Origin of the sequence: Kitasatospora sp. NPDC001547, assembly GCF_042894165.1 — a bacterium.
GTDB lineage: Bacteria > Actinomycetota > Actinomycetes > Streptomycetales > Streptomycetaceae > Kitasatospora.
In genome coordinates this window covers 68,605-89,145 of sequence record NZ_JBIAVL010000025.1, presented here as the reverse complement: position 1 = coordinate 89,145, position 20,541 = coordinate 68,605, and the positions used below count along the sequence as shown (strand labels likewise).

Here is a 20,541-nt window from a genome sequence, read left to right as displayed (position 1 = left end):
GGCGCCGGACCGGTCACCGCGGGGTGAGCCGGTCGGCGCCGCTCCCGGCGCCGGATCAGCTGTGGGCGCGTTCCCACAGCTCGGTGACCTTGCCGGAGGCGTCGAGCGCCACCTTGTAGTCGCCGACGCCCGAGCAGGGGTAGGAGCCCTTGACGTTGGTCGGTTCGGCGAGGCACTCGTTGACGTGCTTCACCAGGTCGGCCACGTTGACGTCCTTCGGCGGGGCCAGCACCGAGCTCAGGTGGCCCTTGGCGGTCGGCGCGATCGGGGCGCTCTTGTTCGCCCCGACCGGCTCGAAGACCACGTCGTTCACGCCGCAGGCGTCCTTGGTCTCCTGGTAGACCAGGGTCGTCGCGCTGGTGCCCTTCACCGGGTAGACCCACTTCTGCCCGGCGGGCAGCGGCCCGTGGGTGCAGAAGCCCTCCGGCTCGCCGTCGGCGGCCGGCGAGCCCGTCGCGCCGGGCTTCGCGGTGCCCGCGGGCTTGCCGCTCGGCGCGTGGCTCGCGCTGCCCGACGGGGAGGCGGTGGGCGCGGCGGTGGGCGCGGCCGGGGCGGCGCCGGTCGACCCGCTGCCCGCGCCCTGGTCCGAGGAGTTGTCCGGGCCGCAGGCGGCCAGGCCGAAGGCCGCGGCGGCGACCAGGGCGGTGGCGAGCAGTCCGCTGGAGCGGGAAGAAGGCATGACGAAGAACCCCCGTGGTGACGCATGATCAGTTGTCGGTGCGGCGGACAGACTAGCGCCCCGGTCCGACTCCCGCCTCGACCCGGCGCCCACCGCCGCACCCGCCCCGGCACCGGTCCCGGCGCCCGCCCGGCCCGTCACCCGCCCGCCGTCCGCGCCGGCCGCGGGGCTCAACCCAGCTGGGCGAGGCCCTCGGTGGCGATCCGTTCGAAGACCGCGAGGTCGTTCTCGAAGATCGAGTCGGGGATCGGCCAGTGGATCACCAGCTCGGTGATGCCCAGCTCCCGGTACCTGCCCGCCCAGTCGACGAAGGCGTCCACCGACTGCAGCGGCCTCTCCGCGGTCGAGCCCTGGAGCAGCACCTTCTCCAGCGTCGCCACGTCCCGGCCGACGGCCTCGCAGGCCGCCGTCAGCTTCCCGATCTGCTGGGCGATGACCTCGGGCGCCTGCTCCACCGGCACGTCGCCGGGGCCGCGCGGGTCGCCGTACGTCACCCAGCCCTGCCCGTACTCGGCGGCCAGCTTCAGCCCGCGCGGGCCGGTCGCCGCCACGTAGAACGGCAGCCGCGGGGTCTGCACGCAGCCGGGGATGTTCCGCGCCTCGACCGCCGAGTAGTACCGGCCCTCGCGCGTCGTGGCGTCGGTGGTCAGCAGCTCGTCCAGCAACGGCAGGAACTCCCCGAACCGGTCCGCCCGCTCCTTCGGCGACCACGCCTCCTGGCCCAGCGCCGTCGCGTCGAACCCCGTGCCGCCGGCCCCGATCCCCAGGGTGAACCGCCCGCCGGACACGTCGTCCAGCGTGATCAGCTCCTTCGCCAGTGTCACCGGGTGCCGGAAGTTCGGCGAGGACACCAGCGTGCCCAGCCGCAGCCGCTCGGTGGCGCAGGCCGCCGCGGTCAGCGTCGGCAGCGAGCCGAACCACGGCTGGTCCTGGAAGGAGCGCCAGCTCAGGTGGTCGTAGGTGTACGCGGCGTGGAAGCCGAGGTCCTCGGCCCGCCGCCAGGTCTTCTGCCCCTCGCTCCACCGGTGGGTGGGGAGGATCACGGTGCTCAGTCGCATGGCAGCGACCCTACGGCAGCCGTCCTCGTCGACCCGGTTTCAACGCAGCAGCCAGCTCAGCAGGGCCGTCGCCGTGAACACCGCGCCCGACGCCGACCAGACCACGCGCCGGGTCAGCCACCCGGGGCCTGCCGGGGGCCGGGGCCGCGGGACCGGAGCCAGCAGCGCGTCGGCGAAGGCCCGGGCGGTCGGCGGCCGGTCGGCCGGCTCGACGGACATCGCGGCCCGGAGCAGCGCGGCGATGTGCGGTGGCAGCTCCGCTTCGGCCGGGAGCGCCGGCAGCGTCGAGGCGGTCCGCCCGTCGGTCATCAGGGCCGTGGCGCGTCCGCCCGGGCCGAACGGCTTCTGCCCGGTCAGCAGCTCGTAGGCCACCACGGCCAACGCGTACACGTCGGCCCTCCCGTCGAACCCGCCGGTCTGGAAGGCCTGTTCCGGTGCCATGTAGGCGGGCGTGCCCGTGGTCACCGTGAGCCCGGACGCGTCGGCCAGTTGCTTGGCGCTGCCGAGGTCCGCCACCAGCACCGCGGCGGGCGCCGGGCCGGCGGCGAGCAGCAGGTTGGACGGCTTGACGTCGCGGTGCACCACGCCCGCCTCGTGCAGGACCTGGACGGCGTAGCCCGCCTCCGCGGCCAGCCGCAGCGCCTCCTGCGGGTCGCACTGCCCGACCCGGTCCGCCACGGTGCCGCCGCGGACGTGGTCCATGACGAAGTAGGGCCGGTCCTCCTGCACCCCGACGTCGTGCACCCGGACCACCCGCGGGCTGGCGATCCGGCGCAGCAGCCTCGCCTCCGCCAGGAACCGCTCGCGCACGTCCGCGTTGGCGGCCCAGTTCTCGGCCAGCACCTTCACCGCGACCTCGGTGTCGAGCTCCGGGTCGTAGGCCTTCCAGACCGTCGCGAAGGAGCCGGCGCCGAGCCGCTCCAGGAGGAGGTAACGGCCGAGCTTGCGCATGTGGCAGCATTCTGCCGGAGTCGGGGGGAGTGCGGAACTCCCGTTCGACGGGCGCGGTGCCGGCGGGACGGAACGGGGGATCCGGGTGTTCGAGGAAGCCGAGCTGGAACGGCTCGTGGCGGCTGCCCAGGCGGGCGAACCGGGGTCGCTGGAGTACCTGCTGGCCAAGCTGCGGCCGCTGGTGCTGCGCCGCTGCTCGCGCTTCCTGCCCCACCACGCCGACGCGGAGGAGGCCGCGCAGGACGCGCTGCTGTCCATCAGCACGCACCTGGGCGGGTACGGCGGCCGCGGCTCCTTCCTGGGCTGGGTGACGGTGATCGCCTCGAACGCCGCCCGGTCCACCTACCGCTCGATGCGCCGGCGCGCCGAGGACAGCCACGCCGACCTCCCCGAGTCCGTCGACCCGCGCACCACCAGCGTCATCGCCGGAACCAGGCTCGACCTGATGGAGGCGCTGGCCGCGCTGGAGCTGCGGCATCCCACCCTGGTGGAGGCCTTCGTGCTGCGCGACCTGGGCGACCTGACCTACGTCCAGGTGGCCGAGGAGCTGGACGTGCCGCTGGGCACGGTCAAGGACCGCATCCACCAGGCCCGCCGCTTCGTGCGCGAGCGCCTGGTCACCGGTCCGTGAGCGACGGTCCCGCGGCGGGGGGCCGCCCCGCCGTCGTCCGGCCCCGGTCCGCCGTCGCCGCCCTGGTGGCCGCGGTCGCGCTCGGGCTGGCGACCGGCCGGTTCGTCCTGCCACCGCCCCCCGGCGCCACCGGGCACCCGGCGGCGCCGCCGGGAGCCGCGGCCGGCGGGGCCTCCCAGGGCGCGTCCGCTCCCGCGACCCCCGGCGGGCCCGGCCCGGCGCCCGCGTCCCCCGCCTCCGGCGCCGGCTCCGCCTCGCCGACCGGTTCGACCGGGCCGGTGACGACCGCGAACCTGCTGGGACCCGCGGCGTTCGGCCCGGACCTCGACAGCGGGCGGATCCACGTCACCGACCGGTACGGCGACGGGTCCTACGCCAACGCGGCCTGCGCCGGCGAGAAAACCCTCGGCCAGACCCTGGGCGGGCCCGGTGCCCGCTTCCGCGGACTGATGACGAGCTCCCGCACCAGTCCGGACGACTCCACGGTGGCCGCCGACATCGGGGGCCAGGTCGCCCGCGAGGTCGCCGCCGACGCCCGGAGCCCTTCCCTCGCGCAGAACTACAGCGAACGCCTGCTGCTGGAGGAGGTGCCCTGCCAGGAGCAGGCGCCGGGGCACTGGGTCTACGGGAGGACCACGACGCTGCAGCTCGCCCCGGACGTCACCGCGCGCTGGATGGGCGTCTACCCGGGATCGCTCAACACCGCCGGCAGTGCGCCCGAGGGCAAGGAGCCCTGCGGCGGCATCGCCGTGCTGCGCAGCGGCACCCACTACGGAGTGCTGGAGGTCCACGCCTGCCTGGGCACGGCGGCGATGGACCGCGTCGTCAGGGCCGCTCTGTCACAGCTGTGAAACAGCGGGTCGGGCCTCCAACTTTCGCTCCTGCGGCGGCATCTCCCCGGTTGTACGAGGACGCAGCAGGCGTCCCGACCAGCAGGGGGACCAGATGACCGAGAACCGGACCGTCCAGCAGAAGTCCGTTCGCCGCAACCGGCTCGCCGCCGCGGCCTGCTTCGCCGCCGCACTGATCACGGTCGGCGTCGTCGGCACCCAGTCGGCCACCGCCGACGGGGCCGCGCCCGCCGCCGCGGCCCGCGCCGCGGTCGCCGCCCAGCCCGTCGCCGCCGCCCGGCCGGCCGCGGTCGCGGGTGCCGCGAGCGGACTCGGCTCCGCCGGCCTCGTCCAGAGCGAGGACTTCCGGCAGGGCCTGAACCCGGTCGGCGCGACCGTCTCGCTGTCCGGGCGCGAGGGGCTGTCCGCGTGCTCCGGCGAGGAGACGATGCGCGGCCTGACCAAGGACCAGGCCACCGCGTACGCGTCGGTGACCTGGACCTTCGACACCGAGGGCCGGCTGACCGAGTCGGCCGCGAGCGCCCCCACCGGGACGGCGGCCGACACCTGGGAGAAGCAGCTCGTCGCGCTCCTCCAGGAGTGCCAGGACGAGCCCGCCGGCCACTGGTACTACGGCGCGGCCCACACCCTGACCGTCCCCGGCGGCACCGCCCGCTGGTACCCGGCCTACAACGGCGACGGCACCGCCGGCGGCGGGGCCGCGGTCCTGCGCAGCGGCACCAGGGTCGCCGTCGTCGAGCTCACCGGCCGGCCCGCCGGCGGGCAGACCGCTGTCGCGGGCATCGTCACCGCGGCGCTGAACCGCCTCCACTCCTGACCCCTGCTCCCGCTCCGCCCGCGCCGGCGGGCGGAGCGGGCCCCGGACGGCGGGGAGGCTCGCCCCCGGGACCGTCCACGCGCGCGTCCACCCCGGACGGGCGCCGCCGGGGGGCGGCGCGCTACGGGTGCGGGCGGGTGCGCTGGGCGGGGAGGGCCGGGGCGCGGGTGCCGCGGGCGAGTTCGGCGAGCGTGTGGAAGAGGACGTCGCCGAGCAGGACCGGGTCGCGCGAGGCGTCGGGCGCCTGCGGGCCGCGGCCGTCGTGGCCGTGGTGGCCGTCGTGGCGGCTGGTCGGGGGCGGCTGGTCACGGAGCTGGCGTGTGGGCATGGCTCTTCCTGCCGACGGGGTGGCCGCGGGAGGTCATGCCCGCCGTGGCCGGCCGGACACCCCGGGTGCGGGCGGATCGGCCGGAAACGGAGCATGAAGGGCTTGATCACGGCGAGGGCGGCTCGCGGCCGCTGCCGCCCGCCGTGGCTCCGGGGCGGTGCCCCGACCGCGCCGATGGGCGAAGATGGAGCGGTGACCGAACCCCGTACCGCGCCCCGCCTCATCGCCACCGACCTGGACGGCACCCTGCTCTGCTCCGGCGGCACCGTCACCGACCGCACCGCCGCGGCGCTGGCGGCGGCCGAGGCGGCCGGGGTGCAGGTGGTGTTCGTGACCGGGCGGCCGCCGCGCTGGATGCAGCAGGTGAGCCCGCACATCGGCGGCCACGGGGTGGCGATCTGCTCGAACGGCGGCGCGGTGGTGGACGTGCGGCGCGGCGAGCTGCTGGAGACCTTCCCGCTGCTGGTGGAGACCACCCTGGCGGTGGTCGACGCGCTGCGGGCCAAGCTGCCCGGCACCGCGTTCGCCTTCGAGCACCCGGGCGGCTGGGCCCGCGAGGCCGGGTACGCGGTGCCCATGTGGGGCGACGAGCTGGAGCACGAGGTCGGCCCGGCGGAGGAGCTGCTGGGGGCCGGCGGGCCGGTCCGGGGCCTGTTCAAGCTGCTGGCCAAGCACCCGGACCTCGACCCGGACAAGTTCCTCGCCGAGGCCCGGGAGGCGGCCGGGCACCTGGCCGAGATCACCCGGTCCGCGGCGATCCCGCTGCTGGAGATCAGCGCGCCCGGCGTCACCAAGGCCAGCACGCTGGCCCGCTGGTGCGCCGCGCGCGGGATCGACCGGAGCGAGGTGGTGGCCTTCGGCGACATGCCGAACGACCTGGAGATGCTGGCCTGGGCCGGCACCGCGTACGCCGTCGCCAACGCGCACCCGCAGGTGCTGGCGGCGGTGCCGCTGCACACCGTGAGCAACGAGCAGGACGGCGTCGCGGCGGTGCTGGAGCGGCTCCTCGGCCGGTAGGAGGAGCCGCCCCCGGCGTCGCCCCGCAGACGCGGGTCCGGAGACGGACCCCTGTTAGCCGAAGCGGCCGTTGACGTAGTCCGAGGTCCGCTGGTCGCGCGGGCTGCCGAAGACCTGCCCGGTCGGCCCGGCCTCGACGATCCGGCCCGGGGTGTCGTGGGTGGCCAGGAAGAACGCGCAGGTCTGCGAGACGCGCTGGGCCTGCTGCATGTTGTGGGTGACGATCACGATGGTGAGCCGCCCGCGCAGTTCGGCGATGGTCTCCTCGACCCTCCGGGTGGAGGTCGGGTCGAGCGCCGAACACGGCTCGTCCATCAGCAGGATGTCCGGCGAGACGGCCAACGACCGTGCGATGCACAGGCGTTGCTGCTGACCGCCGGAGAGCGCCCCGCCCGGGGTGTGCAGCCGGGTGGACACCTCGTCCCAGAGCCCGGCCCGGCGCAGGCTGGTCTCCACCAGGTGGTGGCGCTCCTCCTTGGACACCTTGATCCCGGCCAGCTTGAGCCCGCTGGAGACGTTGTCCTGGATGGACATCGCCGGGAACGGGTTGGGCCGCTGGAACACCATGCCGATCCGGCGCCGCACCTCGGCGGGCCGGCGGCCGGGCCGGTAGACATCGTCGCCCTCCAGCAGCACCTCGCCGGAGAGCGCGGCGCCGCGCACCATCTCGTGCATCCGGTTGAGGATCCGCAGGTAGGTGGACTTGCCGCAACCGGACGGGCCGATCAGCGCGGTGACCTCGCCGGCCGGCATCGCCAGCGAGACCCGTTCCAGCACCTTGCGGCTGCCGAACCAGGCGGAGACGTCCCGGGTCTCCAGCCCGGCGAGCGCCTCGCCGCCGGGGTCGGGGCGGGTGGCCGCGGCGTGCCGGCCGGCGTGGGGCGCGGGGGCGGCCGGGGGGAGGGTGAGGGTGTCGGCGGCCGGGTCGGCCGGCGGGGTGTCGGTCAGTGGTGCGTCGGTCATCGGAACGGTCCTCCGGGCGCGCGTCAGTAGAGGTTGGGCAGCAGGGCGGCGGCGTTCTCGTAGACCGCCCAGAGCAGTGCGCCGACCACCGGCGCGAGGCTCAGGTAGGCGGCCGAGCGCCGCCAGTACCGGGCCAGCACCAGGGCGCCGGCCACCGCGCCGAGCAGGCCGAGCGACCACAGCTGGAGCGTGGCCAGCGCGCCCTTGTCCGCGGCCAGCGCCTTGTCGTACGGGACGGTCGCGGGCCGGCCGCCGGGGTTCTGCGCCGGGTCGCCCTCCAGCCGGGCGCCGATCAGCACGGTGGAGCCGGGGATCCAGTCGGAGTCGCCGGTGACCAGCACCATCCGGTTGCGGGCCGGGTCGACGACCGGGTGGTCGCCGTCGCCGTACGCGTTGACGGTGTAGGTGAACTTCCCCTGGCCGGTGGTGGCTTCGATCCGGTCGCCGACCCGCAGCCTGGACAGTCCGGCGAACGGCGCGCCGAAGGTGGCGCCGCGGCCGAAGACCACGGCGACCCCGCGCTGGCCGGGCAGCGCGGTGTCCCGGCGGTGGCCGGGGCCGCGCATCAGGTCCCGGCCGGTGGTGCCCTCGACCACCACGGCCTGGTGCAGGCCGATCGCCGGGATGTCCAGCAGCGCCACCGGCTCGCCGTCGGCGGCCGCGCCGGTCGGGGCGACCGCCCGGGCCAGCTGGTCGCGGAAGGTCTTGTGGGCGGTGGACTGGTAGTGCCGCTGCTGGACGTGCGAGAGGGTGAACAGGTACCCGACGAAGCCGAGCACCAGCGCGGCCGCCAGGCTGACCGCCCAGGCGCCCTGGAGGAACCGCCGCCGCCCGGGGGAGACGGCGGGCCGGGCCGGGGCGGTGGGCGCGGCGGGGCCGGCCGGCCGGGCCGGCGCGCTCGTCGCGGCCGGCTTCTCCAGCACCGGGGCGGTCACGAGGTGCCGCCCGAGCCGTTGCGGCGGCGCAGCAGCCGACGGCCGAGCAGCGGCGGGACGAGCACCACGGCGAGCAGTTCCAGCGCGGTGAGCGAGGACAGCGTCCAGTCCTCGGGCCTGCCGCTGACCTCGACCACGTCGGCCGCCACCTCGGTGGCGACGCCGCCGCGGCCGCGGGCGACCACCTGGCCGGTCTGCGGGTCGACCACCTCCTCGGTGCCGTCGCCGGCGCCGGGCGCGTTCGGGTCACCGGCGGCCGCACCGCCGTCGGCGGCGTTCGGGTCGCCGGCGCCGCCGGCCGCGCCCGCACCGCCCGCACCGCCGCCGCCCGCACCGCCGCCGGACCCGGTGCCGCCCCCGGCTCCCCCGGAGCCGGCGGGCTTGCCGGTGCCGCCGGAGCCGCCCGCCGCACCGCCGGAACCGCCGGCCGCGCCGCCGGAGCCACCCGCGCCCGAACCGGTCTTGACCGGCTGGCCGTTCTGCACGGTGCAGTCGATCGGCGCGCCCGCCTTGTCGCAGGGGCTGGGCATCGGGGCGTTCTTCAGGACGGTCAGCTCGCCGGCCGAGTTGAAGGTCGGGTTGGCGCAGTTGGCGAGGGTGTTCGGGTCGACCGGGCTGGCGTTGCCGGGGATGTTCCTGGTCTGCAGCAGGCCGCCCTTGACCAGTCCGCGCGGGATCGGCGAGTAGCCGAGGTCGTCCGCCTTGCCCTGGCCCTCGCAGAGCACGTACGAGAGGAAGCGGCTGAGCGCGGAGCCCTTGTCGTTGTTGAACCGCGGCGGCGGCGGGTTGGCCGCCCCGGCCCGCGGCACGATCAGGTAGCTGTAGCTGGAGATCGGGTAGGCCCGCGGGTCGTCCATGGTGTAGACGCCGTCGAGGTTCTGCTGCAGGTAGTTCGGGTCGTTCGCCGGGGTGGCGTCGTCCACGCCGCGGATCCTGGCGGCGGTGAGCGCCACGGCGACGTTGGAGGCGGTCGGCAGCGCGTAGTAGCCGGCCGCGTTGAGCACCTTCACGACCGGCCAGTTGCTGCGCTTGGCGAAGGCGTACTCGTCGTAGCCGATGGTCCCGACGTTGGTCGGGGACTTGATGTAGCCGGCCACCACGTCGGAGCCGTTCTGCGCGGTCATCCGGCCGGAGGGCGGGAAGAACTCGGTGTAGTCGCCGCAGCTCACGCCGTTGACGGACGTGCAGTAGGCGTCCCACTGGTCCTTGTGGGTGTGCTCCATCCAGCGGGTGAACTGCGCGGTGGCGCCGGAGCCGTCGGAGCGGACCACCGGGGTGATCGGCAGGCTGGGCAGCGCCTTGCCGTAGTCGTTGGTGATCTTCGGGTCGTTCCAGTTGGTGATCTTGTTGGTGAAGATGTCCACGATGGTCTGCGGGGACAGCCGCAGGTCGCGGACCTGCTTGCCGCCGACCACCAGGTTGTACATGAAGGTGGTGCCGCCCGCCGTGATCGGGACGTAGGAGAAGCCCCAGACCGGGTTCTCCGCGCTGCCGGTGCCGGACTCCTTGCCGCCCTGCCCCACGCCGGTGTCCTGCGCGGCGCGGAACGGCACGTCCGAGGCGGTGAAGTCGTCCTGCCCGACCGCCCACTGGGTGCGGCCGGCCGCCGAGCCGACCGGGTTGAAGTTGATCTGGATGCCCTGCGGGGACACGTCCTGCCGCCACTGGTCGATGGCCGGACCGGCCCAGCTGGAGCCGTCCGCGCTCAGCGAGACGGAGGCCGCGAACGCCGGGGTCTGCCCCAGCAGGGGGGAGGCCGCCGCGAGCATCAGGGACATCGCCCCCGCCAGCAGTCGGGCCACGGAGCGACTGAGGCCCCTGGACATGTGAACTCCTCTGGTACGGAGGGTGGTTGGTCTTGACATCAGCGCTCCGGCCGCGCGTGGAGGGCGTTCGGGCGGGCGGTGCCGGCGAGGGCGGCCGCCTCCGTCCGGCGGGCGTCCCGGTCGATCCGGCGCCGCTGGGCGCGGGTCAGCTGTCCGGGTCGGCGGCCGCCGAGCACGCGCGCGGTGACGAAGAGGACCAGCACCACGGCCATCAGGGTCAGGCCGGCCGCGAAACCGCGCGCGATCATCCCGTCGTACGGCTGCTTGACGTAGTTCCAGATGTACAGCGGCAGCGACACCTGGTGCTCGTCGAACGGGTTGGCGTTGAACTGCGAGGTGAAGCCGGAGGTGAGCAGCACCGGGGAGGTCTCGCCGACGCCGCGCGCCATGCCGAGCACCACCGCCGTCACCAGGCCGGGGCGGGCGGTGGGCAGCACCACGTTCCACACCGTGCGCCACTGGCTGCCGCCGAGCGCGTAGGAGGCCTCGCGCAGGGTGCCGGGCACCAGGCGGATGACCACCTCGGCGGCCCGGGTGACGATCGGCATCATCATCACGGTGAGCGCGAGCGAGGCCGCGAAGCCGCTCTTCTCGAAGCCGAAGGTGAGGATCACGACGCCGAGGACGAACAGGCCGGCCACGATGGACGGCAGGGCCGTCATCGCCTCGACCAGGGTGCGCACCGGGCGGGCCATCCGGCCGCCCACCTCGGACATGAAGACCGCCGCCGCGATGCCCAGCGGAACGGCGAACAGCGTCGCCAGGCCGAGCTGTTCGAGCGAGCCGACGACCGCGTTCAGCGCTCCGCCCGAGGTCAGCCCGTCGAGCGGGCCGGTGAACTCCATCGACTCGGTGAAGAAGTTGAGGTGCTGGGCCGCCTCCCAGCCCCGGGCGGCGACGTAGCCGATCTGGTCGGCGACCAGCGCGACCGCCAGCAGCCCGGAGCTCCAGGCGACCACGGCGATCAGCCGGTCCCGCACCATCATCGGGTGCCACTGGAGCCGGCCGAGCAGGTAGTAGCCGGCCAGGAAGAACAGGTACCAGCAGACCAGGAAGCCGAAGGCGCCGCTGAACGGCAGCACCCGCTCGTACAGCACCCAGTCCAGAGCGAGCGAGCCGGCCGCCGCGCCCGTCACGGTGAGGACGTCGTCGCGGGTGACGCCGCCGAGCCGGAGCTTCTTCTCGGGGTGCGGGGCCGCGGCCACGGCGGACCCGGTCGGCCCGGGCTCGCCGGCCGGCCCGGGAGCCGCGACCGGCGGCAGGTCGAGCGTGGTCATCGGATGGTCCCTTCACGGTTCGGACGACTGCGTGCCCCGCACACGGGCTGAGACGCCGTCATGGTCAGTCCGCCGTCGCGGCGCCGGAGCGCGAGCGGTTGATGACGAACCCGGCCAGCACGTTGACCAGCAGGGTGAGGGCGAACAGCACCAGACCGGCGGCCATCAGCGCGGAGAGCGACAGCGCGTCCGACTCGCCGAAGCGCAGCGCGATCAGCGCGGAGATCGAGTTGGCGCCGTTCTCCAGGATGTGGGTGACGGCCTTGAAGTTCGGCGAGATGATCAGCGCGACGGCGATGGTCTCGCCCATCGCGCGGCCGAAGCCCAGCATCACCGCGCCGATCACCCCGCCCCGGCCGAACGGCAGGACGACCGCCCGGACCATCCCCCAGCGGGTCGAGCCGAGCGCGTACGCGCCCTCCCGCTCGCCCTGCGGCGCCTGGGAGAAGACCTCCCGGCTGAGCGAGGTGATGATCGGGATGATCATCAGCGCGACCACAACCCCCGCGATGAAGGTCGACGAGGTGTACGAGGTGCCGATGTCCCCGGTGCGCACCTTGAGGAAGGGGATCGCGTCGCCGAGGTGGTTGGCCAGCCAGCGGACGAAGCCGAGGATCCGCGGCTGGAGGAAGAACAGGCCCCACAGGCCGTAGACGATGCTGGGGATCGCCGCCATCAGGTCGATCAGCGAGACCAGCGCGGCCCGCAGCCGCACCGGCGCGTACTCGGAGATGAAGACCGCGGTGCCCAGCGCCACCGGGACGGCGATGACCAGGGCGATCAGGGCGATCAGCAGGCCGTTGGGCAGGACGGCGCCGATGCCGAAGTTGTGGGCGGCGGTCTGCCACTTCTGCTCGGTCAGGAAGGACCAGCCGACGGCGCGCAGCGCGTCGGTGCCCCGCAGGATCAGGAAGAAGGCGATCAGCCCCATGATCGCGAAGACCGAGAGGCCGGCCAGCCGCAGCACGCCGCGGAAGACCCGGTCGCCCGGGGTCGCGGGGGCGGTGATGGTGCGCGGCACGTCCTGGTCGGGCCCGTGACCGGGAGGTCGGGGCGCCCCGGCGTACGGTGCCGCGGGCTCGGCGGCGGATGTCATGGTGTGCTCTCCGTGCTCGGGAACGGGCGTGCTCGGGAACGGGCGTGCTCGGTGAGGGCCGGGGCGCTGCCCCGGCGGGCGGGAACGCGCTCGGCGGGGCCGGGACGGCGGCCCCACCGAGCGCGGGTTCCTACCTGCGGCGCAGTCGCGACCACCGGGTGCGGGCGCCGGCCAGCACCTTCGCCCCGGCCGGGGTGCCGCCGAGGAACAGCGCGGCCGGTCCGCCGACCAGCAGCACCAGGCCGGCGATCAGCGCGACCGGCAGCAGCAGCCGGGCGGTGCCGGGCCGGTCGGGCACCGGGGTGCCGACCGGGGCCGCGGCGATCGCGTTGCCGGCGGGCGCGGCGGTCGCGCCGGGCTTGCCGGCGGCCGGGGCGCCGGGCGCCGCGGCACCGCCGGCCGTTCCCGTCCCGGTGGCGCCGGTGGCGCCGGTGGAGCCGGTGCCGGAGAGGCCGCCGCCGGTCAGGCCGTCCGAGGAGCCGAAGCCGGTGCCGCCGGAGCCGCCGTCCGAGGAGCCGAAGCCGGTGCCCACCGGGCCGGTGCCCACCGGGCCGGTGCCGTCGACCGGGCCGGCGGAGCCCGTACCGCCGGAGGCGGAACCGCCGTTGCCGCTCTCCGGGGTGCCCGGTTCGGGGTTCCCGGCCGGCGGGGCGGTCTGGTTGCCGGGCAGCTTGCCGTCCTGGGCGGCGACGTGCCGCACGGCCTCCTGGGCCTGCTGCCGCTGGGCGCCGGTCAGGGCGAGGTAGCCCTGGGCGAGCTGCCCCGGCGCGAGGCCGTAGGTCTGGCCGTCGGTGGTCACGGCCTGGAGGAACCGGGAGATCGCGGCGGCCTTCGCGGCGGGCAGCCCGCCGGTCGGCACCATCGCGTACTGCACCGTGGTCAGCGGGTACGCCCGCTGGTCACGCGAGAACGCGGTGTCCGGTGCGCCGTAGGGCAGCTGCTGGACCCCGGTGGCGGCGTCGGTCGGCATGTCGGCGACGGCGGCCTGGAAGCCGGCCGTGCCGGGCGCCACGAAGGAGCCGGCCGGGTTGAGCAGCGAGGCCTCGGGGAGCGAGAAGGCCTTGGCCTGGGCGGTGTCCATGATGGCGAGCAGGGAGCGTACGCCGGGGATCTGCGCGGCACAGGGCTTGTGGCTGCCGTTGGCCTCGGTGTTCGGCTGCTGGCAGTTCGGCTGGTACTGCATCAGGTTGCGCGCCACCCGCCCGAGCCCGTCGAGGGAGGGGTTCCACTCGTACTGCTTCCAGTGCTGGAAGTCCACGCCGGGGCTGCCCTGCGCGGGCCCGGAGAAGTCCTGGACCTGGAAGGCCTCGGTCGGGTAGCCGGCGAACTTCGGCTTCAGGTAGAAGCTGTCGACGCGCATGCCCCACGGGTCCGGCTCGCCGTCCAGGAAGCGGGCCGCGTCCGGGTCGGCGGCGAACCACGAGGTCAGCTGGTGGGTGAAGTCGGTGGTGCCGCCGGGGACGCCGGGGTAGATCGTCAGCGTCCCGCCACAACTCGTGGGCCAGTGGATCCCGTTGGCCGCCGTCTCCGGGTTCAGCTGCCTGAACTCGGGGTCGGTGAAGAGGCAGGTCGGGTTGCCGGCCACGGACGGGATGGTGGTGCCCGGCGAGGCGTAGGACTGGGTGAGCAGTTTGGCCACCAGCCGGGCGTTCAGCCTCATGTCGCGGATCTGCCGGCCGGTCTTCGGGTCGTCGACCAGGTACGTGACCGAGATGCCGGTGGTGGCGAGCGGGGCGTAGACGTACGGCCTCGGCGGCGGTGACCGGTCGGGCCGCGCCGTCAGCGCGACCTCGGTGGTGCTGCTGCCCGCCAGGAACGCGGCGCGGGCCTGCGGCTCACCGCCGGCGGGGACGTAGCCCACGGTCATCGGCGAGTCGCCCAGGCACAGGCCGGCCCGCCACTGCTGCACGGCCCGGTTGGCCATCTCCAGGCCGGCGGCGCCGAAGGCCTGGTCGCTCGCCGCGCAGGAGTCCGCCGTGGGCGCGAAGGAGAGCGGGACCACGGTCCGGTGTTGCCAGGCGCACTGCTCGCTGGTCCGGTTGCCGGTCTTCCAGTTCTGGTTGCCGGGCACCATGATCCCGTCGGCGGCGGTGTAGCCGTCCGGGTCGGTGTCCAGGTCGTGGAACTCGCAGTCGGCCTTGCCGTCGAGGACCTGGTAGAGGTCCAGCGGGTCACCGCCGTAGTTCGGCTCGACCACCAGCGAGCAGGGGTGGGTCGCGTCGCAGCCGAGGGTGGCGCTCTCCTTGGCGCTCCACACCTCGATCGAGGCGGAACCCGAGCCGTCCGGGCCGGTCGCGGCGATCACCTGGTTCGTCGGCCACTCCGGCACCTCCGTGCGGGTCGGACGGGGCGGCTGCTCGAAGCCCTTCGAAGGGTCGCCGCCGTAGAGCGTGCTGCCGTAGCAGTCCGTCACCGCCGGGTCGGTGCCGCGGCACTGGTAGATCCGCACCGCGTAGAGGATGTGGGTCGACAGCGGCTGCGCCGTCTGGGCCGGAGCGTTGGAGCCCAGGTAGACCGTCGGGGTGAAGCCGCTCCAGGAGACCTGGAGGACCTGGTTGGTCAGGTTGGCCGTCTGGGAGACGGTCACGCTGCCCGGGGCGCCGTACTGCTTGGCGGCCGGGATCCAGACCTTCGGGCCCGGGACGGTCACCGCCGAGTCGGCGTGCGCCGTCGGAGCCGCGGCCAGCCCGATCGGAATGACGGCGAGCGACGCCACCACGGCCTTGGCGAGGACCAGGGCCGGTAGTCGACGGCGCCACCTCCCTCGGCCTCTCGGGTCGGGTACGCGGTTTCTCATGGCGAGGCCTCCGGGAGGGGCGGGCCGCCGAGGGAGGCGGCACGAGGGCGTCGATCGCGCTGGGGACGGACGATTCCGTGCGTACTATTCGGCCAGTCGGACATGGCGGGATCCGGTCGGCCAGGTGTACGAGACCACAACGCGACGACTCCGTACCGGAGTTGGGGACTCCGCAGGCGAATGGCCCGCGCCGGGGCGCGGGCCCGCCGACCTGCGGTCCGGTGCCGGGCGGTTCGGCACCGGGGCTCGGTACCGGGGGCCCGGTACCGGGTGGTTCAGTGCGCCGGGGTGTAGGACAGCGCGAGCTTGCCGATCTGCTGGCCGACGGTGAAGTAGCCGGTGCCGAGCGCGGCGTCGAGGTACTGCGCGCCCGCGGCGTCCACCTGGAAGCTGGAGGAGTTCAGGTTCTGGGTGAGGCCGCTGCGGCTGATCACGTTGTCGCCGGCCGGGTCGAGCAGCGGGACCGGGGTCGTCGAGCCGTTCGGCACGGCGGTGAAGTAGCCGTTGTCGACCGAGAAGTCGAGCTGCTTGAAGGTGACGCTCTTACCGGTCCTCAGGTTCAGGAAGAGCAGGCCGCCACCGAACCGCACGTCGCCGTAGAAGGCCGGGATGTCGGCCGCGCCGCCGCTCACCGGAAGGGTCACGGTGAGGCCCGCGGTCTGGTCGTACGCCGCACTGGCGGGCTGGACCGGGATGACCACGATGCCGTTGAGCGCGGCGTTCGTCAGGAAGGCGACGTCGGTGGTGATCACGGCCTGGCCGGCGGCCGGGGTGGTGGCCGGGTCGGCGACGGCGGCACCGCTCACGGCGGTCAGGGAGAGGACGACGGCGGCACCGGTCGCTGCCAGGCGTGCGCTGATGCGGGACATGCTGGACTCCTTGGGAGAGGGAGAGGAGGTGTGCTGGTCGTGCGAGGCGGCGACGTTCAGGCGTGGCTGCACGGCTCCCTCGTCACGTCGTCGTCGAGTGGGCCCGGCGGCCGCGGAGCGAGGCCCCGCGGCCGCCGGTGTGGTGCGGGGTGGCTCAGGAATGGGTGACGGAACCGCAGGCGAAGGAGGACAGCGGCAGGAAGCCGAAGCTCTTGATGTCGGCGGCGCCGTTGGCGCAGATCCAGCCGCCCTTGCCGAAGACGGCGCGCAGGGTGGCGTTCGAGGTCCAGTCGGCGTCGCGGAACACGTTGTAGACCACGCGGGCGTAGGGGGTGGCCGCGAAGGCGGAGCTGATCGTCTTGGCGGTGGTGTCCACCGGGCCGCCGGCGACGCCGTCGACGTTGCGGATGGTCAGCGGGCCCTGGACGTCGGCGCCGCTGCCCTGGCCGTAGTAGACCTGGCCGACGTAGTGGGCCACGGAGTAGGGGACCACCGCGTTGGCGTCGGCCAGGGCCGGGTCGCTGCCCTGGTTCTCCTGGGTGCCGCTGGTGACGCAGGCACCGGGGGTGACCGCGACGCCGCCGCCGATCGTGGTCAGGAAGAACGACCGGGTGCCGGAGTTGGTCTGCGGCAGGAAGGGCTTGATGGTGGCGTTCGGCAGCGACGGGTCGATCTGGTTCCAGGTGGTGACCGCGCAGGTGTAGATGTCCTTCAGGTTCGCGGTGCTCAGGTTGGCCGGGGCGTTGCCGGTGGCCGGGGCGGCCCAGGCGACGGCGTCCTTGGCCAGCGCGACGAAGTCGTCGGTGGTCGGGTCGGAGGCCTGCGGACCGCGCGAGGAGCGGGCGAAGTCCACCGTGGTGCTGGTGTAGGTGTTCAGCGCGTTGATGCCGGCGCCGGAGCCGTTCGGCCGGGTGATCGTGGCGGCACCGGTCTTGGGGGTGATGGTGCCGGAGGGGATCGCGTCCCAGCTGTAGACGCGGGGGGCGGTCGTGGTGGTCAGCGACGCGTTGTAGTCGGCGGCGAGCTTGTTGAGCACCGACTGGGTGGTGTCGGAACCGACACCCACGAAGTCGACGGCGCGCGGGGTCACGCCGGGGGCCGGGTCGGCGACGGCGGTGCCGCCGACGACGGTCACGACGGAGGTCGCCAGCGCGGCGACGGTGAGCAGCTTGGCAGCGGTCTTACGCATGTTCCTCTTCCTCCGGGGGAGAGACGTACATCGCGTGAACCCGTACTCCGTCGGGGAGTTCGGGGCCGGAGGCCGCGTCCGCTGCGGCCTCGCCGGCAGTGCCGATCCTGTCCGGCGGGCAGGTTCCGCCGGAAGAGCGGTCGAGGCCGGCCGGGGAATGTCGACTCATCGGTTCGGCGAGGTTTAGCCACTGGTCAGCGTGGACGCGACGGGGGCTCCACCGGACCTCCGGATCCGGTCGACGTTCTTCTCCAGGAGGCTGCTCGGGGTGTTGCCGGAAACCTGTCCTTCACCGGAACCGCACGGACCGGGACCGCGGCGCGGGCACGGCGTCCGGGCATGCCGGACGGCGGTCCGACGGGCGGCGGACCGCCGTCTGCCCGCTTGCTCACAACGGCCGGCGGCCGTCCCGTCCGGACCGCCGCGACTCCTGCCCCACCCACCGCAGTCCGGCCAGGAACCCCTCGACCCCGGCCTGGCACTGGTCGCGCCGCAGGTACCCCCGCGCGCTGCGGGCGACCGGAACGGCGTCGGCCGCCCCCGGCCGGGTGCTGCGCACCGGCAGGTAGGCGGTCCAGGCCCACTGGCGCCCCTCGGACTGCCCGACCGAACAGCGCAGTGCGGCCCGCTCGATCAGCAACTCTCGGACCGCTTCGGCGAGTTCCTCCTCGTTGCGGTAGGTGCGCACGCCGACCCCGAGCGGCCGCCCGTTGGCGGCCCGCAGCGCCCAGCCCAGGCAGCGGTCGGCCGCGGGCACGATCAGCAGCCGCGGACCGCGCCGCTCAGCGGCCATCGATGCGTCTCAACGGCACCGCGCCTTCCGGGAGTTCGCGCGGCGGCTGCTTGGAGAGCAGCACCACGAACCGCCGGAAGGCGTTCTGGCAGGTCGCGTACCGCTCGTACGCGCGGCTGGAGCGCACCTCGGGGAGGGAGCGCGAGCCCGGGACGACCCAGATCCAGCCGATGCCCTCCCGGACGTGGGTGATCCGCGCGGTGAGCCCGGCCGCGGTGACGCGCAGGCCGTCGAAGCCCCGTTCGGCCTCGCCGGCCGTCTCGAACGCGGCCGGGGTGATCGCGACCACCCGTCCGTTGGGCGCCTTCAGTTGCCAGCGGTAGCGCCCGTCCGCCGCCCGTTCGGCGCGGAACCCCCCTCGACTTGCCCCTGCTGCGGTGTGTCCGCGGCCGGCAGCGTTCACTGCCCCCTCCGTCCGGTCGCCCTCCGGATTCCCCTCCGAGCGGAGCAAAGCTATGTGTGCACACGGAGCCCCCGAAAGCCCAGAACGTTCACAACTTGCGCTGTTGGTCCGGAAGTTCTCCCTCGTTTAACTTTCACCCGTCCCGGTCGGGAACCGGCCGGACACCGGTCGGGAACCCGGTCACGTGCCGTCGGGAAGCAGCCGGGAACGCTCAGAGCCGGGCCGTCCAGCGCACCATCGTGCCCTTCCGGTACGGCCCGCTCTCGTGCCAGGCGTCACCGCCGAGCGCCTCCGCGCGCCGGGTGAGGTTGAGCAGGCCGCTGCGCCGGCCGCCCGCCGGGATGCCCACCCCGTCGTCGGTCACGGTGAGCAGCACACCGGGCCGCCCGCCCCGGTCCAGCGACTCCGGGTCGCCGCCCACCGGGCGGCCGCCCTCGTCCAGGTGGGTGGTCGCGTCGATCTCCACGCCGACCCGGGAGGCGCGCGCGTGCCGGGCCGTATTGGAGAGCATCTCCCGTAGCGCGGCGAGCAGTTGACGGCCGGTCTTCTCGCCGACCAGGCTCTCCACCGGCCCGACGAAGCTCACCGAGGGCTTGAAGCCGAGCGCGGCCGCGGCCTGGCTGGCCTCCCGCAGCACCCGGGTGCGCAGGGTGTCCGGCGCGTCGCCGTGGTTGTCGTGCTGGAGGGCGTAGATGGTGGTGCGGACCTCCTGGATGGTGGCGTCCAGCTCGTCCACCGCCTTGCCGATGCCGACCTTCACCTCGGGGACGACGGCCCGCCGGGCGGCGCTCTCCAGCATCATCCCGGTGGCGAACAGCCGCTGGATCACCAGGTCGTGCAGGTCGCGGGCGATCCGGTCGCGGTCCTGGAAGACGGCCAGCCGCTGCTGGTCGCGCTGGCCCTCGGCGAGCCGCAGGGCGAGCGCGGCCTGCGAGGCGAAGGTCTCGGCGAGCTGCTTCTCGCTGTCGGTGAACGGCAGGGCGCCGCAGGGGCGCCAGACGCAGAGCCCGCCGAGCACCCGGCCGGCGGCGACCATCGGCACGGCCATGGACGGGCCGAAGCGCCGGGCCAGCCGGATCACCACGGTCGGGTCGCTGGACATGTCGTCCAGGTAGACGCTCTCCCCCGCGAGCAGCCGGGCCCCGAAGCTGCCCTTGGGCAGCAGTTCGCCGCGGACGTACTCGGCCAGCTCGCCGGAGGCGTGCGCGACCCGCATCTGCCCGTCGCCCTCGCCGCCGCCCTCCGGCCCGGTCGGCAGCAGGATCATGCCGAGCGCGGCGTCCGCCAGCTCCCGCACCTGCTCGGCCGCGACGGTCAGCGCGGTCTCGGCCTGCTCGGCGGAGAGCAGCGCGGTGGCGACGGCGGCGGCGCCGGCGATCCAGCGTTCGCGGCGGCGGCCCTCCTCGTACAGCCGGGAGTTCTCGATGGCCACGCCGGCCGCCGCGGCGAGGGCGTGCACCACCTGCTCGTCCTCGGGGGTGAAGGCGCCGCCGCCCTTCTTCTCGGTGAGGTAGAGGTTGCCGAACACCTCCGCGCGGACCCGGATCGGCACGCCCAGGAAGGTCCTCATGCACGGATGGTGCGCCGGGAATCCGGAGGACCGCGGGTCGGTGCCGAGGTCGGCCAGCCGCAGCGGTTCGGGGCGGTCGATGAGGGCGCCGAGGATGCCGCGGCCGGCGGGCAGTTCGCCGATCTCGGCGGCGGTCTCGTCGTCGATCCCGACGTGGATGAAGTCGGCCAGGCCGGTGCCGCCGGGAGCGATCACGCCGAGCGCCGCGTACCGGGCGTCGACCAGTTCGGCCGCGCCCACGGCGATCCGGTGCAGGGTGGCGTGCAGGTCCAGTCCGGCCCCGATCGAGACCACCGCCTCCAGCAGCCGCTGCATCCGGTCGGTGACCGCGGCGGCCGACTGCAGGCGCTCGGCGACCTCGGTGACCAGGGTGTCCAGCCCCAACGACGCGATCTCGGGCACCCGGTGGGGTGTCGGCTCGGGCGTGGCCTCGGGGATGTCCGGCGTGGGGTCCATGGAGAAAGCCTAGTTTGTACGCTTTTCAGCCGAAG

19 protein-coding genes are annotated in these 20,541 nt (G+C 74.5%); 4 read left to right on the top strand and 15 right to left on the bottom strand.

Features of this window, described 5'->3' with window-relative positions:
* Positions 1-55: 55 nt before the first annotated feature.
* From ACFY0X_RS31510 to ACFY0X_RS31500, 3 genes are all read right to left on the bottom strand, one after another.
* Positions 56-679 (bottom strand): hypothetical protein, encoded by a 624-nt coding sequence (locus tag ACFY0X_RS31510; RefSeq protein WP_387759699.1) that lies wholly within the window; start codon positions 677-679, stop codon positions 56-58.
* A 170-nt stretch (positions 680-849) separates the two neighbouring features.
* Positions 850-1,737: an LLM class flavin-dependent oxidoreductase gene (locus tag ACFY0X_RS31505; RefSeq protein WP_387759697.1), complete on the bottom strand. Its 888-nt coding sequence runs from the start codon at positions 1,735-1,737 to the stop codon at positions 850-852.
* Positions 1,738-1,776: 39 nt separating this feature from the next.
* Positions 1,777-2,688, bottom strand: a complete 912-nt coding sequence (locus ACFY0X_RS31500) for a serine/threonine-protein kinase (RefSeq protein ID WP_387759695.1) — start codon at positions 2,686-2,688, stop codon at positions 1,777-1,779.
* An 85-nt stretch (positions 2,689-2,773) separates the two neighbouring features.
* On the opposite strand from ACFY0X_RS31500, the gene ACFY0X_RS31495 reads away from it, so the two are divergent.
* From ACFY0X_RS31495 to ACFY0X_RS31485, 3 genes are all read left to right on the top strand, one after another.
* Positions 2,774-3,319 carry an RNA polymerase sigma factor gene (locus ACFY0X_RS31495; RefSeq protein WP_387759693.1) on the top strand — a complete coding sequence of 182 codons (546 nt, stop codon included), beginning with the start codon at positions 2,774-2,776 and terminating at the stop codon, positions 3,317-3,319.
* Positions 3,316-4,170: a hypothetical protein gene (locus tag ACFY0X_RS31490; protein ID WP_387759692.1), complete on the top strand. Its 855-nt coding sequence runs from the start codon at positions 3,316-3,318 to the stop codon at positions 4,168-4,170. The genes ACFY0X_RS31495 and ACFY0X_RS31490 overlap by 4 nt, the downstream gene beginning before the upstream one ends.
* A 94-nt stretch (positions 4,171-4,264) precedes the next feature.
* Entirely contained in the window at positions 4,265-4,987 is a 723-nt protein-coding gene (locus ACFY0X_RS31485) for a hypothetical protein (RefSeq protein ID WP_387759690.1), read from the top strand.
* A 121-nt stretch (positions 4,988-5,108) separates the two neighbouring features.
* Here the strand turns inward: ACFY0X_RS31485 and ACFY0X_RS31480 are convergent, their stop codons facing one another.
* Positions 5,109-5,315, bottom strand: a complete 207-nt coding sequence (locus ACFY0X_RS31480) for a hypothetical protein (RefSeq protein ID WP_387759689.1) — start codon at positions 5,313-5,315, stop codon at positions 5,109-5,111.
* A gap of 174 nt (positions 5,316-5,489) precedes the next feature.
* Here ACFY0X_RS31480 and ACFY0X_RS31475 point away from each other — a divergent pair, with 174 nt between their 5' ends.
* Positions 5,490-6,332 (top strand): HAD family hydrolase, encoded by an 843-nt coding sequence (locus ACFY0X_RS31475; RefSeq protein ID WP_387759688.1) that lies wholly within the window; start codon positions 5,490-5,492, stop codon positions 6,330-6,332.
* Between the two features lie 54 nt (positions 6,333-6,386).
* Here ACFY0X_RS31475 and ACFY0X_RS31470 read toward each other — a convergent pair whose 3' ends face one another.
* The 11 genes from ACFY0X_RS31470 to ACFY0X_RS31420 all read right to left on the bottom strand — a co-directional run bounded on the left by ACFY0X_RS31470 (position 6,387) and on the right by ACFY0X_RS31420 (position 20,506).
* Positions 6,387-7,295 (bottom strand): phosphate ABC transporter ATP-binding protein, encoded by a 909-nt coding sequence (locus ACFY0X_RS31470; protein WP_387759686.1) that lies wholly within the window; start codon positions 7,293-7,295, stop codon positions 6,387-6,389.
* 23 nt (positions 7,296-7,318) lie between these two features.
* Positions 7,319-8,230, bottom strand: coding sequence for a sortase (locus ACFY0X_RS31465; RefSeq protein WP_387759684.1), 912 nt, complete (start codon positions 8,228-8,230; stop codon positions 7,319-7,321).
* Positions 8,227-10,056 (bottom strand): phosphate ABC transporter substrate-binding protein PstS, encoded by a 1,830-nt coding sequence (locus ACFY0X_RS31460; RefSeq protein ID WP_387759682.1) that lies wholly within the window; start codon positions 10,054-10,056, stop codon positions 8,227-8,229. Before ACFY0X_RS31460 ends, ACFY0X_RS31465 begins: the two co-directional genes overlap by 4 nt.
* A 38-nt stretch (positions 10,057-10,094) precedes the next feature.
* Entirely contained in the window at positions 10,095-11,333 is a 1,239-nt protein-coding gene (pstA, locus tag ACFY0X_RS31455) for a phosphate ABC transporter permease PstA (RefSeq protein WP_387759681.1), read from the bottom strand.
* 64 nt (positions 11,334-11,397) lie between these two features.
* On the bottom strand, positions 11,398-12,429 hold the full coding sequence (pstC, locus tag ACFY0X_RS31450) for a phosphate ABC transporter permease subunit PstC (RefSeq protein ID WP_387759680.1): 1,032 nt from the start codon (positions 12,427-12,429) through the stop codon (positions 11,398-11,400).
* A gap of 130 nt (positions 12,430-12,559) precedes the next feature.
* Positions 12,560-15,226 carry a hypothetical protein gene (locus ACFY0X_RS31445; protein WP_387759678.1) on the bottom strand — a complete coding sequence of 889 codons (2,667 nt, stop codon included), beginning with the start codon at positions 15,224-15,226 and terminating at the stop codon, positions 12,560-12,562.
* A 275-nt stretch (positions 15,227-15,501) separates the two neighbouring features.
* Positions 15,502-16,095: a hypothetical protein gene (locus tag ACFY0X_RS31440; RefSeq protein ID WP_387759676.1), complete on the bottom strand. Its 594-nt coding sequence runs from the start codon at positions 16,093-16,095 to the stop codon at positions 15,502-15,504.
* A 154-nt stretch (positions 16,096-16,249) separates the two neighbouring features.
* Positions 16,250-17,284 carry a PstS family phosphate ABC transporter substrate-binding protein gene (locus ACFY0X_RS31435; RefSeq protein WP_387759674.1) on the bottom strand — a complete coding sequence of 345 codons (1,035 nt, stop codon included), beginning with the start codon at positions 17,282-17,284 and terminating at the stop codon, positions 16,250-16,252.
* A 388-nt stretch (positions 17,285-17,672) separates the two neighbouring features.
* A complete protein-coding gene (locus ACFY0X_RS31430; protein ID WP_387759672.1) occupies positions 17,673-18,077 on the bottom strand; it encodes a hypothetical protein in 405 nt (134 codons plus the stop codon).
* Positions 18,067-18,480: a hypothetical protein gene (locus ACFY0X_RS31425; RefSeq protein ID WP_387759671.1), complete on the bottom strand. Its 414-nt coding sequence runs from the start codon at positions 18,478-18,480 to the stop codon at positions 18,067-18,069. Before ACFY0X_RS31425 ends, ACFY0X_RS31430 begins: the two co-directional genes overlap by 11 nt.
* 211 nt (positions 18,481-18,691) lie before the next feature.
* The gene (locus ACFY0X_RS31420; protein WP_387759670.1) at positions 18,692-20,506 is read right to left on the bottom strand and encodes a GAF domain-containing sensor histidine kinase; all 1,815 of its coding nucleotides are present in this window, start codon (positions 20,504-20,506) and stop codon (positions 18,692-18,694) included.
* Positions 20,507-20,541 lie beyond the last annotated feature (35 nt).

What these genes read in the sequence shown, in the direction of transcription:
- ACFY0X_RS31485 (WP_387759690.1), top strand. Translation starts at nt 4,265, where the DNA reads ATGACCGAGAACCGGACCGTCCAGCAGAAGTCCGTTCGCCGCAACCGG.
- ACFY0X_RS31445 (WP_387759678.1), bottom strand. Translation starts at nt 15,226, where the DNA reads ATGAGAAACCGCGTACCCGACCCGAGAGGCCGAGGGAGGTGGCGCCGT.
- ACFY0X_RS31500 (WP_387759695.1), bottom strand. Translation starts at nt 2,688, where the DNA reads ATGCGCAAGCTCGGCCGTTACCTCCTCCTGGAGCGGCTCGGCGCCGGC.
- ACFY0X_RS31460 (WP_387759682.1), bottom strand. Translation starts at nt 10,056, where the DNA reads ATGTCCAGGGGCCTCAGTCGCTCCGTGGCCCGACTGCTGGCGGGGGCG.
- ACFY0X_RS31475 (WP_387759688.1), top strand. Translation starts at nt 5,490, where the DNA reads ATGGGCGAAGATGGAGCGGTGACCGAACCCCGTACCGCGCCCCGCCTC.
- ACFY0X_RS31435 (WP_387759674.1), bottom strand. Translation starts at nt 17,284, where the DNA reads ATGCGTAAGACCGCTGCCAAGCTGCTCACCGTCGCCGCGCTGGCGACC.
- ACFY0X_RS31510 (WP_387759699.1), bottom strand. Translation starts at nt 679, where the DNA reads ATGCCTTCTTCCCGCTCCAGCGGACTGCTCGCCACCGCCCTGGTCGCC.
- ACFY0X_RS31420 (WP_387759670.1), bottom strand. Translation starts at nt 20,506, where the DNA reads ATGGACCCCACGCCGGACATCCCCGAGGCCACGCCCGAGCCGACACCC.
- ACFY0X_RS31470 (WP_387759686.1), bottom strand. Translation starts at nt 7,295, where the DNA reads ATGACCGACGCACCACTGACCGACACCCCGCCGGCCGACCCGGCCGCC.
- pstC (WP_387759680.1), bottom strand. Translation starts at nt 12,429, where the DNA reads ATGACATCCGCCGCCGAGCCCGCGGCACCGTACGCCGGGGCGCCCCGA.
- pstA (WP_387759681.1), bottom strand. Translation starts at nt 11,333, where the DNA reads ATGACCACGCTCGACCTGCCGCCGGTCGCGGCTCCCGGGCCGGCCGGC.
- ACFY0X_RS31430 (WP_387759672.1), bottom strand. Translation starts at nt 18,077, where the DNA reads ATGGCCGCTGAGCGGCGCGGTCCGCGGCTGCTGATCGTGCCCGCGGCC.
- ACFY0X_RS31480 (WP_387759689.1), bottom strand. Translation starts at nt 5,315, where the DNA reads ATGCCCACACGCCAGCTCCGTGACCAGCCGCCCCCGACCAGCCGCCAC.
- ACFY0X_RS31440 (WP_387759676.1), bottom strand. Translation starts at nt 16,095, where the DNA reads ATGTCCCGCATCAGCGCACGCCTGGCAGCGACCGGTGCCGCCGTCGTC.
- ACFY0X_RS31505 (WP_387759697.1), bottom strand. Translation starts at nt 1,737, where the DNA reads ATGCGACTGAGCACCGTGATCCTCCCCACCCACCGGTGGAGCGAGGGG.